Origin of the sequence: Mycolicibacterium aichiense, from assembly GCF_010726245.1 — a bacterium.
GTDB classification, from domain to species: Bacteria; Actinomycetota; Actinomycetes; order Mycobacteriales; family Mycobacteriaceae; genus Mycobacterium; species Mycobacterium aichiense.
This window is the reverse complement of the sequence record NZ_AP022561.1, coordinates 5,648,308-5,660,976: the sequence shown is the minus strand read 5'-3', so window position 1 is coordinate 5,660,976 and position 12,669 is coordinate 5,648,308. Positions and strand designations below refer to the sequence as shown.

The 12,669-nt window shown below is 66.9% G+C and carries 12 protein-coding genes; 6 read left to right on the top strand and 6 right to left on the bottom strand.

Annotation, left to right across the window (positions count from 1 at the left end):
* Positions 1-6 precede the first annotated feature (6 nt).
* Together pntB and G6N32_RS27080 are read right to left on the bottom strand one after the other, a co-directional pair.
* The gene (pntB, locus tag G6N32_RS27085; RefSeq protein ID WP_115318094.1) at positions 7-1,428 is read right to left on the bottom strand and encodes a Re/Si-specific NAD(P)(+) transhydrogenase subunit beta; all 1,422 of its coding nucleotides are present in this window, start codon (positions 1,426-1,428) and stop codon (positions 7-9) included.
* 1 nt (position 1,429) lies between these two features.
* Complete coding sequence (locus tag G6N32_RS27080; protein WP_115318095.1) at positions 1,430-2,962, bottom strand: Re/Si-specific NAD(P)(+) transhydrogenase subunit alpha; 1,533 nt, start codon at positions 2,960-2,962, stop codon at positions 1,430-1,432.
* A gap of 462 nt (positions 2,963-3,424) precedes the next feature.
* Here G6N32_RS27080 and G6N32_RS27075 point away from each other — a divergent pair, with 462 nt between their 5' ends.
* Genes G6N32_RS27075 through G6N32_RS27065 form a run of 3 tightly spaced genes read left to right on the top strand, consistent with a single transcriptional unit; the run spans position 3,425 to position 5,168 of the window.
* Positions 3,425-4,039: a DUF1989 domain-containing protein gene (locus G6N32_RS27075; RefSeq protein ID WP_115318096.1), complete on the top strand. Its 615-nt coding sequence runs from the start codon at positions 3,425-3,427 to the stop codon at positions 4,037-4,039.
* A 5-nt stretch (positions 4,040-4,044) separates the two neighbouring features.
* Positions 4,045-4,668, top strand: coding sequence for a LysE family transporter (locus tag G6N32_RS27070; protein ID WP_115318097.1), 624 nt, complete (start codon positions 4,045-4,047; stop codon positions 4,666-4,668).
* Positions 4,669-4,682: 14 nt separating this feature from the next.
* Entirely contained in the window at positions 4,683-5,168 is a 486-nt protein-coding gene (locus G6N32_RS27065) for a DUF456 domain-containing protein (RefSeq protein WP_115318098.1), read from the top strand.
* On the opposite strand, the gene G6N32_RS27060 is transcribed toward G6N32_RS27065, so the two are convergent.
* The 3 genes from G6N32_RS27060 to G6N32_RS27050 all read right to left on the bottom strand — a co-directional run bounded on the left by G6N32_RS27060 (position 5,157) and on the right by G6N32_RS27050 (position 7,533).
* Complete coding sequence (locus G6N32_RS27060) at positions 5,157-5,951, bottom strand: tyrosine-protein phosphatase (protein WP_115318099.1); 795 nt, start codon at positions 5,949-5,951, stop codon at positions 5,157-5,159. The genes G6N32_RS27065 and G6N32_RS27060 overlap by 12 nt on opposite strands.
* Entirely contained in the window at positions 5,948-7,165 is a 1,218-nt protein-coding gene (locus tag G6N32_RS27055; protein ID WP_172507262.1) for an acyl-CoA dehydrogenase family protein, read from the bottom strand. Before G6N32_RS27055 ends, G6N32_RS27060 begins: the two co-directional genes overlap by 4 nt.
* Positions 7,166-7,365: 200 nt before the next feature.
* Positions 7,366-7,533 carry a hypothetical protein gene (locus G6N32_RS27050; protein ID WP_163789485.1) on the bottom strand — a complete coding sequence of 56 codons (168 nt, stop codon included), beginning with the start codon at positions 7,531-7,533 and terminating at the stop codon, positions 7,366-7,368.
* Between the two features lie 148 nt (positions 7,534-7,681).
* Between G6N32_RS27050 and G6N32_RS27045 the strand changes: the two genes are divergently transcribed.
* The 3 genes from G6N32_RS27045 to G6N32_RS27035 are packed head-to-tail and all read left to right on the top strand — an operon-like array spanning position 7,682 to position 9,888.
* The gene (locus tag G6N32_RS27045; protein ID WP_115318100.1) at positions 7,682-8,326 is read left to right on the top strand and encodes a response regulator; all 645 of its coding nucleotides are present in this window, start codon (positions 7,682-7,684) and stop codon (positions 8,324-8,326) included.
* Complete coding sequence (locus G6N32_RS27040) at positions 8,319-9,524, top strand: sensor histidine kinase (protein WP_115318101.1); 1,206 nt, start codon at positions 8,319-8,321, stop codon at positions 9,522-9,524. The genes G6N32_RS27045 and G6N32_RS27040 overlap by 8 nt, the downstream gene beginning before the upstream one ends.
* Positions 9,525-9,582: 58 nt before the next feature.
* Positions 9,583-9,888, top strand: coding sequence for a hypothetical protein (locus G6N32_RS27035; RefSeq protein ID WP_147291971.1), 306 nt, complete (start codon positions 9,583-9,585; stop codon positions 9,886-9,888).
* On the opposite strand, the gene G6N32_RS27030 is transcribed toward G6N32_RS27035, so the two are convergent.
* Positions 9,858-12,644 (bottom strand): AAA family ATPase, encoded by a 2,787-nt coding sequence (locus tag G6N32_RS27030; protein WP_115318103.1) that lies wholly within the window; start codon positions 12,642-12,644, stop codon positions 9,858-9,860. The genes G6N32_RS27035 and G6N32_RS27030 overlap by 31 nt on opposite strands.
* Between the last annotated feature and the right edge of the window lie 25 nt (positions 12,645-12,669).

Here is a 12,669-nt window from a genome sequence, read left to right as displayed (position 1 = left end):
GCGGTCTTACAGCGCGGCGTTGATGTCGTCGACCCGGTCGCGCGCATCGCCGAACAGCATCTGGGTGTTCTCGCGGAAGAACAGCGGATTCTGCACCCCGGCGTAACCGGAGGCCATGGACCGCTTGAACACGATGACGTGTTCGGCATTCCAGACCGTCAGCACCGGCATGCCTGCGATCGGGCTGCCGGGATCTTCCGAGGCCGCCGGGTTCACCGTGTCGTTGGCGCCGATCACCAAAACCACCGACGTGTTCTCGAAATCGTCGTTGATCTCGTCCATTTCGAGCACGATGTCGTAGGGCACCTTGGCCTCTGCCAGCAGCACGTTCATGTGCCCGGGCAGCCGGCCTGCGACGGGGTGGATACCGAATCGCACGGTGACACCACGCTCGCGCAGCTTGCGGGTCAGTTCGGCCACGCCGTACTGGGCCTGGGCCACGGCCATCCCGTAGCCAGGGGTGATGATCACCGAGCTGGCCGACGCCAAGAGTTCGGCGGCTCCCTCGGCGGTGATCTCGCGGTGTTCGCCGTAGTCCTTGTCCTCCGCCGGTCCTGCCTCGATGCCGAACCCACCGGCGATGACCGAGATGAACGAGCGGTTCATGGCTTTGCACATGATGTAGGACAGGTAGGCACCCGATGATCCGACCAGGGCGCCGGTGACGATCAGCAGATCGTTGGACAGCAGGAAGCCCGAAGCTGCTGCAGCCCAACCGGAATAGCTGTTGAGCATGGACACCACGACCGGCATGTCGCCACCGCCGATCGAGGCGACCAGGTGCCAGCCCAGCAGCAGCGCCAACACCGTGACGACGACGAGCAGCCACAGCTGGGGTTCGATGACGAACCAGACGGTGAAGGCAACGAACAACACCAGGGCGCCGACATTGAGAAAGTTCTTGCCGGGCAACATCAGTGGGGCGGATTTGATCCGCGCCGACAGTTTCAGATTGGCGACGATCGATCCGGTGAAGGTGACGGCACCGATGAACACGCCGATGAACACCTCGGCGGAGTGAATGCCGAGCATGCCCTCGTTGCTCAGCACTGCGGCCTCGGCGCCGGCCAGATCGTGTTCGACGTGCAGGTAGCCGTTCCAGCCGACCAACACCGCTGCCAGGCCGACGAAGCTGTGCAGCAGCGCGATCAGCTCGGGCATGCCGGTCATCTCGACGACGCGGGCACGCCACAACCCGATCGCGGCACCGATGGCCATGGCTCCGATCAGCAGGCCCAGGCCGACCGGCTCGATATGGCGGGCCAGCGCCAGCGCGATGGTGGCCACCAGCGCGACGACCATGCCGGCCATGCCGAATGTGTTTCCGGCCCGCGATGTTTCGTGCTTGGACAGCCCGGCGAGCGCCAGGATGAACAGCAGGGCCGCGACGACGTAGGCCGCGGTGGCGGCCGTTTCCAATGTGAACAACTTAGCTCCTCGAGAACATCGCGAGCATGCGACGCGTCACCGCGAAGCCACCGAAGATGTTGATACTGGCAAGCAGGATGGCGACGGCGGCCAATGTGGTGACGATGACGTCACCGTGGCCGATCTGGAGCAGCGCGCCGACGACGATGATGCCCGAGATCGCGTTGGTCACCGACATCAGCGGGGTGTGCAGGGCGTGGTGCACGTGGCCGATCACGTAGTAGCCGATCACGATCGCCAAAGCGAAGACGGTCAGGTGTACCTGCAGTGCGGCCGGGGACAACGCGATGAGTCCGAACAGCACGGCGGCGGCACCGAAGGTGATGCCGAGCCTGCGGCCCATCGTCATCGGCTCTTTCGTCTGCTGCACTGCAGGGGCGGCTGTCGCCGCCGGTGCCGGGGCAGCAGATACCTGTACCGGTGGTGGCGGCCACGTCGTCTCGCCGTCGCGAACCACGGTGACCGACCGCTGCACGACGTCGTCGAAATCGAGTACGAGCGCGCCGTCTTTCTCCGGGGTCAACAGTTTGAGGAGGTTCACCAGGTTGGTCCCGTAGAGCTGGGATGCCTGGGCGGGCAGCCGGCCGGCCAGGTCGGTGTAGCCGATGATGGTCACGCCGTTGTCGGTGAGGATCGCCTGGTCTTTGACGGTGCCCTCGACGTTGCCGCCGTTGGCTGCGGCCATATCGACGATGACACTGCCCGATTTCATCGAGGCGACCATGTCGGCGGTGATGATGCGCGGCGCGGGCCGCCCGGGAATCAGCGCCGTTGTGATGATGATGTCGACATCTTGGCTCTGATCGGCGTACAGCTGCGCCTCGCGGGCCTTGTAATCGTCGCCCATCTCCTTGGCGTACCCGGTGGCCGATACCTCGATCTCCGGTGATTCGATCGAAAGATACTCACCACCAAGGGATTTGACCTGATCGGCGACCTCGGGGCGCGGGTCGGTGGCGCGCACGATGGCACCCAGGCTGCCTGCGGCGCCGATCGCTGCCAGGCCGGCCACACCCGCGCCGACCACCAGAACTTTGGCCGGCGGAACCTTGCCCGCCGCGGTCACCTGGCCGGTGAAGAACCGGCCGAACGCATGTGCTGCCTCGATGACCGCGCGGTACCCGGCGATATTGGCCATCGACGACAGGACGTCCAGAGACTGGGCTCGCGAGATACGCGGGACCGCGTCCATGGCCAGCACTGTGATGGGCCGCGTGGACAGTTCTTCAACGAGGTCGGGTTTCAGGGCCGGGGAGATCAGGCTGATCAAGGTCGCCCCGTCGCGCAGTGCGGCGATCTCGGCACTGGTGGGTGCGTTGACCTTGAGGACGATATCGGTGGCCAGCGTTTCCGCGGTGGTCCCGATACCTGCACCGGCCTCGACGAATGCCTCGTCGGAGAAGCTCGCCGCGACGCCCGCACCGGATTCGACGAGGACGTCATAACCGAGTTTGATGAGCTGTCCGACGGTCTGCGGTGTGGCGGCGACACGCGTCTCCCCCGGTAGAGACTCGCGTGGAATCCCGATGAGCATCGATGCGGTCCGATCTGGTTGGTCGTGGGCGAGGCCGGATGGAAGATGTCAGTGTATGGAATGGCAGGGTTCACCTGCGAACTCCGTACCCCCTGCGCGGTTGCCGGTGGCCAGAGATCCCGAATGGGATTACCTGAGGTCCAACATCATGCCGCTGGACACCTGTCTATTTTAGCCCGCCGCCCCGCGATGTTGGTACGGGCTTCGGGAAAATCACTTATGAAATGCAATTATGCGCTACACCCAGGTAGGGATGGCGCGGTGTTTCGTGGCGCATCGGGCCAAACTATCGGCTGGTGCGCGCTTGTACAAGACACATGTCCAGTTTGTTCCGCGGTGCCGGTTCGGGCTCCCAGGATGGTGGCTCACACCACCGTCGAGCTCGGCTGACGCCTCGGATCGCGCACCGTCGCTGGGCTTGCGGCGGTAGCATCGTGGCCCCGAGTCGGGAGGTTTCGGCTGATGGTGGTGCCAACAAGCGATGTGCCGACAACTGTCGAGATTCCCGCGCAATCCGGCGCGGTAGTGACCCTGGCGGCCGGCCATCGGCTGAAGATCATCGACATCGAGGGGTCCCAGGTCGCCGACCTGTTCGCGGTTTCGGCGAGCGACCTCGACGAGTGGCTCAGTGTTCCGGTGACGCGAGCCTGTACCTGGCGGCTGTTCCCGGCTGTCGGTCAGTCGTTCTTCAGCACCGCCTACCGTCCGCTGCTCACGTTCGAGCGGGATGACTCACCCGGCGCGCACGACATGCTTGAGCCGCCCTGCAGTGCGGAGATGTACCGAGCGATGGCATACGCGGGCTACCACCCGAGCTGCAGCGAGAATTTCCGTACAGCTGCGGTGCAGGTGGACTGGCACCCGCAGTCTGTCCCGGACCCGGTGAACTTCTTCCAGCGCTCCCCTGTGGAGGCCGACGGGTCGTTCACTGCGCTTCCGGCGCTGACCAGCCCGGGTGACTCCGTCACGCTTCGAGCCGAGACCGCCGTTCACGTGGTCGTGACGGCCTGCTCCATGGACCTCGAGCCGATCAACGGCGACCATTGCACCCCTCTGCGGCTCGAGGTCGGGCCTTAACGCAGGTGATCGGAGCGCTGGCCGCCGGCTTCCTGATTGGTCTCAGCGCCGCGGTTCTGTCCGGCGCCGCCGCGATGCTCGTGATGGAGACCTCGGCCCACACCGGGTTTGGCGTCGCCACGGCGGCCGGAGCGGGTATCGCGACCGGCGACGCGGTGTGGGCCACGATCGCAGTTGCGGCCGGTGCTGCACTGAATCGCCTGCTCGCACCGTGGGCCGAGCTGCTGCACTGGCTCGCGATTGCGGTGCTGCTGCTGATCGGGGTGCTCGCCGTGCGTCAGCTTCTGCATCCTGGTGCCGACTCGGCGCCGACACGCACGTGGCACGGCGGGTCGCCGATCCGCGCCTATGCCGAATTCCTCGCGTTCACGCTGATGAACACCATGACGGTCATCTACTTTCTCAGCCTCATCGTCGCCGCGGCACCGCCCTACCGGGCTGTCGAGGCGGCGGCCATCGTCGTCGGCGCCTTCGCGGCGTCGCTGTCGTGGCAGCTCGCCCTGGCAGCCGCAGGTGCCCGGTTGGGCCGAACCTTCTCCGACCGCGCGCGTCGCCGCATCCTCCTGGTCGACTGCGTTCTGGTGGCGGTGTTCATCGGCTACGTGGCGCTCGGGCTGTATCGGGCCTAGGTAGGTTTGACCGAGTGAGCACCGGCGGGATCGTCCTGGTGGGGCTGGCCATCGCGATCGGGCTGGTCGGCGTCATCGTGCCGCTGTTGCCGGGCACCCTGCTGATTTACGCGGCCATCGCGGTGTGGGCTGTCGTCGAGGGCAGCCTGGTGTCCTGGGTGGTGCTGGGAGTGGTCACCGCGGTGCTCGGCGCGACCCTGCTGATCAAGTACCTCCTGCCCGCCCGGCGCATGCGCGCCGGCGAGGTGGGTACATGGACACTGGGTGCGGGTGCGGTATTGGGCATCATCGGCTTCTTCGTGGTGCCGGTGATCGGCCTGCTGTTCGGTTTCGTGCTCGGCGTGTACCTCGCCGAGCTGGCGGCCCGGCGCGATCAGCGGCGTGCCTGGGCGGCAACGGTCCTTGCGCTGAAGGCCGCGGCGCTCTCGGTCGGTGTCGAGCTGTCCGGAGGCCTGATCGCCACCGGGGTGTGGGTGGCTGGTCTGCTGCTAACCCAGTAGTTCTTTGCGGGTACGCGCAACGTCCTCTTCGGACACCCCCGCGGTGCGCAGGAAGCCATCCAGGTCGCCGTAATTCTCCGCGATCACCCGGTGCGCGGTGGCCAGGTAGCCCTCCCGCACACCGAGCACCCCATTGGTCAGGCGCGCCTCGGCGAACGTGGCGATCTCCGGCGTCTCGCCGGCCCGGCTGACGATCGACTCCATGATCCGCTCACGCAGCGATTCGACGGCGTCGTTGCTGCGCAGGAAGTCGGAGAGCACCGTGTCGCGCGGCACGCCGATGGACTCCAGCACGACCGCGACGGTGAAACCGGTGCGGTCCTTACCTGCGAAGCAGTGCGTGATCACCGGACGTCCCGCGCTCAACAGCGAAAACACTTGGCGCACTGCGCGTTGCGCGCCGGCGAGGACGGGGAACTTCTCGTATTCGCCGGTCATGAAGCGTTCGGCGGCGTCTTCGACGTCCTCGTCGTCGACCTTCTCGGTCATCATCTTCTGCCAGCTGGTCTCGTGCGGCGCCTCGGCTGTCGTGTTGGACAGGTCGGGGAACGGCAGCAGATGGATGGCGACGCCGTCGGGCACCGCTCCGGAGCCGCGGCGCTCCAGCTCCTGCGGCGAGCGCAGATCGGCGACATCGGTGATACCCAAGCGGCGGAAGGCCTCCCGGCCGTCGTCGTCGAGCCGGCTGAGCTCACTGGACCGGAAGAACTTGCCGGGCCGGATCCCGGTGGTGTCGGCGATATCGCGGAAGTTCCACGCACCCGACAGTGCAGTGTGGCTCACGCGCCGGTCACCGCCGCTGCGAAAGCGCTTGGCTCCGCGCCGATCTCGGCTCGGGCGATGCTGCGCATGTGGACCTCGTCGGGTCCGTCGAAGATGCGCATGGCCCGCTGCCAGCCGTACATCCGGGCCAGCGGGAAGTCATCGCTGACTCCGCCGCCGCCGTGCACCTGGATCGCCCGGTCGATGACGTTGCAGGCCATCTGTGGCGCGACGGCTTTGATCTGGGCGACCAGATTGCGGGCCTCTTTGTTGCCGTGCTGGTCGATGGTCCAGGCGGCTTTCTGGCAAAGCAGGCGGGCCTGGTCGATCTCGTTGCGCGACAACGCAATCTGCTGTTGCACCACACCCTGCTCGGCCAGCGGCTTGCCGAACGCGATGCGGGTACGGGCGCGATGGGTCATCAGCGCGAGCGCGCGCTCGGCGACCCCGATCGCGCGCATGCAGTGATGAATCCGGCCCGGGCCCAACCGCGCCTGCGCGATCGCGAAGCCCATGCCCTCCTCGGCCAGCAGATTCGACGCGGGCACCCGCACGTTGTCGTAGATCACCTCGGCGTGGCCGTGCTGGTCCTGCCAGCCGAACACCGACGTCGAGCGCAGGATCTGCACGCCGGGGGTATCGGTGGGCACCAGGATCATCGACTGCTGCTGATGCGAGGCGGCGTCAGGATTGGTGCGCCCCATCACGATCAGCACCTTGCAGCGCGGGTCGTTGGCGCCTGAGGTCCACCACTTGCGGCCGTTGATGATGTAGTCGTCACCGTCGCGGACCATCTGAGTCTGGATGTTGCGGGCATCGCTGGAGGCGACCGCCGGCTCCGTCATCGAGAAAGCGCTGCGGATCTCGCCGGCCAGCAGCGGCTCCAGCCATGTCTTGCGCTGCTCCTCGGTGGCGAACAGGTGCAGCGTCTCCATGTTGCCGGTGTCGGGCGCCGCGCAGTTGATCGCCTCGGGCGCGATCTCGGTGCTCCAGCCGGTCAGCTCGGCCAGCGGCGCGTACTCCAGGTTGGTCAGCCCCGACTCCGGCGGCAGAAACAGGTTCCACAGGCCCTGCTTTTTGGCAAGCACCTTCAGTTCCTCGACCACCGGCGGCACGGTGAAGTCACCCGGGCCCGCGGCCTCGCGGTACTCGTCGTAGACCTTCTCGGCCGGGAAGACATGTTCGACCATGAACTCGGTGAGGCGTTTGTGGTAGTCAGCACCCTTGGCAGACATGGCGAAATCCATGACCGCCACGATATGACACCCGTCTAAACAACAACGAGGCCCTCCCTTATGACCATAGGGAGGGCCTCGTTGTCATGTGGAGTAAGAGGGTTAGCGATCAATAAACCTCCGGGATCTCGTGGACAAGTGACGGGTAGTGCTCATCTGACCTCCTCGCTCTCGCGCAGTTTCGCGGCTGCTGAGTGGAGTTACAGGTGGATGTCGACCAGTCCGGCCGAGGAAACCGAGGCCAGGCTCAGGCCCATGGTGTCGGTCGCTGCGGGGGTGTCGACGATCAAGGTGCCGGCCAGGACGCCCACCGCCAGCGTGGGGCCAGCCAGGGCGGTGGTGAAGCGACGAGTGAATGTGTGGTCCATGTCCGTCTCCTTGCTTCTGCGGCCGATGGTTTTCGGCGATGAATCGACTATCCCGCGCAGGTCGGGAGCTGTCTGTCCGCCGATAGGCCCCTGCGGGGGATGAAGTGTTTGTCCCCCGATCAGCGGACCCCTGTGGGAAGCTCCTGGCATGTCCGATAACCGAAAGGTGCGCGTCGTCGTCGGCGACGACCACCCGCTGTTCCGCGACGGACTGGTCCGGGCGTTGTCGGGCAGCGGCGAGGTCGAGGTCGTTGCCGAAGCCGAGGACGGCACGTCGGCCCTGGCAGCGATCAAGGAACACACGCCCGACGTCGCGCTGCTCGACTACCGGATGCCCGGAATGGACGGCGCCGAGGTGGCTGCCGCCGTGCGCCGCGACGAACTGCCGACCCGGGTGCTGCTGGTCTCCGCGCACGACGACGCCGAAATCGTCTATCACGCGCTGCAACAAGGCGCGGCGGGCTATCTGCCGAAAGACTCCAGCCGATCGGAGATCGTCAACGCAGTACTCGACTGCGCCAAGGGCCGCGACGTTCTGGCCCCCCGGCTGGCGTCCGGGCTGGCGGTCGAAATCCGGCGCCGCGCCGAGCCGTCCGGACCGTCGCTGAGCTCGCGGGAACGCGAAGTGCTCAGCATGATCGCCGGGGGACGCAGCATTCCGGCGATCGCCGAGGCGTTGTTCCTGGCGCCCTCGACGGTCAAGACCCATGTGCAGCGGCTGTACGAGAAGTTGGGTGTCGGGGACCGCGCGGCGGCGGTCGCCGAGGCGATGCGGCGGGGACTGCTTGAGTAATCTGCCGGCCCCGCTGAGCCGCGCGGCCGATTTCCTGGGCACCGAGCCGGTCCGGGTCGCGGCCGTCCTGCGGCTGCCGCTGATCGTGCTGATCGGGCTGCTGGTGTGGATCGAGGGCGTCGACCATTGGCTGCCCGCCGTGTACTGGTCGGTGCTGATCGTCTACACCGCCACCGCCGCGGTATGGCTGACCGTCGTGGTCCGCAGGCCGCTGCAATGGTGGTTCGGCTGGGCGTCGACCGCCATCGACGTGGTGGCGGTGCTGGCCATGTGCGTCGCCTCCGGGGGCGCGACGAGCTGGCTGCTGCCGATCTTCTTCCTGATCCCGATCACCGTCGCCTTCCTGGACCGACCGGAGATCACCGCGCTGATCGGGGCCAGCACGGCGGTCGGATACCTGGTGGCCTGGATCATCTACTCCAAGCGTGACGACACCATGGGTCTGCCCAACGTCGTCTACGTCCAGGTCGGTTGCCTGGCCTGGCTGGCGCTGGCCACCACCGCGCTGTGCCTGGTGCTGGCCCGCCGCCGGGCCCGGGTGCGGTCGCTTCTGGAGGTACGGCGCAGGCTGGTCTCGGAGTCGATGCAGGCCGACGAGCGCAACAACCGGCAGCTGTCCGAGCAACTCCACGACGGGCCGCTGCAGAACCTGCTCGCCGCCCGGCTGGATCTGGAGGACCTGCGCGAACAGCCCTCGGCCATCGGGTTCGAGCGGGTCGACACCGCGCTGCAGGACGCCATCAACATGTTGCGCAGCGCGGTCTCGACGCTGCATCCCCAGGTGCTGGCGCAGGTCGGCCTTGGCGCGGCCCTGCGTGAACTGGTCGGGCAGTACGAGCGCCGCTGGAACGTCAGCATCGACTGTGCAGTCGAAGAAGTGGGCAAGCCGACGTCCCAGGCCCTGCTCTATCGCGCCGCCCGTGAGCTGTTGGCCAACGCGCACAAGCACTCTCGGGCCACCCGGCTGAGGGTGGAATTGGATCACGAGGCCGATTCGCTGGTGCTGCGGGTGGTCGACAATGGCGTCGGCTTCGACCCGGCCGTTCTCAACCAGAAGGTCGCCGAGGGGCACATCGGGTTGTCGTCGCTGGTGGTCGGTGTCGAGGCGATGGGCGGTTCGGTGCGGTTGGTCGACACTCCGGGTGGTGGTACGACGGTCGTCGTCGCGGTGCCTGACGGTGATTTCTCCGACGCGTGAGCGCACGACCAGGGGAATCCCTGATTCAGCCGGCCGGACGGCGAGTTAGCTTGGTTGGGTGAGGATTTCGCAGAACCCGGGCCATCGTTTTCTGGTGGAGTGGTATCAGACGGCGCTGTTCGACGCCTCGACTGGGGATGTCGCCGGCAGGCTCATCGACCACGCCGCGGCAGCCCGACTGCGGGGGACCGAGGTGTCGGTGGTGTTGACGGTGACCTCCCCGGTGGACGAGATGGTCTTCGGGCTGTTCCGGGCCGATACCGCTGAAGCAGTGTGGCGGGTCTGTCGAGATGCAGGCTGTCCGCCGGATCGTGTGACCGGCGGTGTGAGCGCCTACATCGCCGCCGACGGCGGCGTGATCTGAGTACCCGTAGCACCAGTACCGTCGAGACGGCCGGCGAGCTGTGCGCGAGAGCGGATGCCGAGCTTGCGGTAGACGTTGGACAAATACATCTCCACCGTCTTCGGCGAAAGGTACAACGCCGTGGCGATCTGCTTGTTCGACATCCCGGCGGCCGCGTACTCGGCGACCTGGCGTTCGGCGCCGGTCAGCACACCGCCGGCCGAGCGCGCGGCGAGCCGATCCAGCTCGCTTTGTGCGCGGGACGCCCACAACGGGCTCCCGATCTCGGTGAAGACGTCAGCTGCCTGGCGCAACGCCTCGTAGGCGGCCTGCGGACGTCGCCGGCGGCGCAGTAATTGGCCGACCAGTAGCAGGGTGCGTGCGCGTTCGAAGGGCATGGGTAACCGGTCGTGGTGGGCCATTGCCCGTTCCGCATGCCCGAAGGCGGCCTCGAGATCGCCGCGCGCCGCCGCCATCAGTGCGCGGCACCGCGCCCCCGTCGCCAGCATCCATCCGCGATCGTGAAGTGCGCCATTGGATTCCAGCGCCGCAACCAAAGGCTCGGCTTCATCAGCGCGACCGACGGCGGTCAGCGCTTCCACCGCGTCGGGGAGGTAGGCGCCGGCCATGATCTCGGTGCCGTGCACGCGATCGAAGGCGGCCAGTAGCGGCTGCAGAGTCTGTAGTGCCGTCGCATAGTCACCGGCGGAAACCTCGACGAACGCCAAACTCATCAGGGGCGGACCAATCAGATAGGTCAGCTGCGCAGCACCGGCCAACTCGATTGCCTGGCGTGCTGCGGTGCGCGTGAGTTCCCGGTCACCTCGGTAGGCGCCGGCGCCGGCCACTGAGGTGTAGGCGCTGATCAGGGGAAGTTGGGCGTCGACCTGCCTGGCTCGCTCGAGCGCCTCGGCGGCGCATTGTTGCGCATCGTGGTAGCGGCCGAGGCCGATGTAGATCATTGTGAGTTGTTCAGCGGCCCAGACCACGTCGACTTCGCTTCCGCGTTCGGCGCAACGGCGCGCCACCTCGTCCATTGCTGTGCGGGCTTCGTCGAGTCGACCAGTCCACGCGCAGTTGATGGCGTACACCGCGGTCGGTTGAAGAGTCGCGGGCACCGTGCTGTCGGAGTCTTCGAGTTCGAGAGCGGTCCGCAAGGCTTCGGTGTCGGTGCCCAGTCCGTACATGAAGCTGACGTGCACCCACAACGCCAGTGCTTGACTACGCAACGCGGCGATCCCGGTCTCGTCGGCATCATGACGTGCCTGCCGGGCGTGGGCCACGCAGGTGGCCATGTCGCCGCCCAGTCCTGTCGCGAGCGCCAACAGCAACAGTGCCTGGGTTCGCAGCGCGGGAATCTCGGCGGCTTCGGTGACGGCGCGCTGAAGCACTCCTACGGCCTTGGCCATGCCGTCGCGATAGCCGCGCACACTGCCCAGAATTATGAGACCGAGCGCTCGGAACAGTCCCGCAGACAACGTGTCTACGACGGGGGCGATCAACTCCTCTGCCTCATCGAGGGCACCCGCGCGAAAGTGGAACTCGGCGCCGCGCAGCCGACGTGATCCGGTGTCGCCGCCGAGACCGATTGCCAGCCCGACGAGTTCGGCGGCCACGCTATAAGCCCCGCGCGCTGCGGCGGACTCGGCGGCACCGTCCAACGCGGCCAGGGTTTCCGGATCCCCGTAGGGCGTGGCGAGGGCGAGATGGCGCGCGTGCAGTTCGGGGTTGTCGATCACGTTCGCCAAGCAACGGTGGGCGTGACGCCGGGCGGTCGGGTCGGCGTCGGCGATGATGGCCGAGGCGATCAATGGATGAGAAAACCGGATGCGGTGCCCGTCGAAGGCGAGCACCCCCCGGCTTTCCAGAGATTGCAGGATTTCGACGAGCTCGGTCGGATGGCGACCGATGGCCGCCGCGACCAATTCCACGGTCGGTTCGGCCGCGGTTGCCGCGGTCACGGCGGCCTGCGCAGTGAGCGGGTCGAGGTCGCCGATCCGCTCACCCAACAGCCGGGTGAGCGTCGGCGGCAGCACGGCGAGGTCAGCACTGGCATGTTCATGTAGCCCGCGGGCCAATTCCAATGCGTAGAAAGGGTTTCCGCCCGACAGGCTATGGATGCGGACCATCGTGGGTCGGGGTGGGGTCATTTCGTGGCGGGTCGCGATCACTGCGTGCAGGGCACCCAGGCTCATGGGGCCGACCGTCACACGCGACAAGGCCTCAGGATCACGAGGTGCCACCCAAGACTGGTCGAGGGTGCCGGGGTCACCGCTGCGGTAGGCGGCCACCACTCCTACCGGTCCGGAGAGTCGGCGCACCGAGAAGCCCAGCACCAGCCGGGTGGCTTCGTCGAGCCAGTGGGCGTCGTCGACCGCTATCAGTACGGGCCGGCGGCGAGACGACGCTTCGATGGCGGCTCGAAAAGCGGTCGCCACCAGTCGTTCATCTCCACCAGGGACCGACTCGCCGGTGCTCACCGCGCACAGCGCGCGTTGGTGTAGTGCCGGCAGGCCGGCCAGCGTCGCGTCGTCGATATCGGCGAGCAGGTCGGCCAGGCCGGCCCACGCCAATCCTGCCTCGGCGGCTGCCCCGGTTGTGGTCAACACCATGAATCCGGCGGCCCTCGCCCAGTCGGTCGCGGCACGCCATACGGTGCTCTTACCGATGCCCGCCGGGCCGTCGAGGATCATTGCCGTCGGTGCACTGCGGGCCTGTTGGAGTACTGCCTGCACCCGTTGCAGCTCGTGGCTGCGACCGACGATCTGTACCCCCACGAACAGGATCCTGACAGAGACCTGG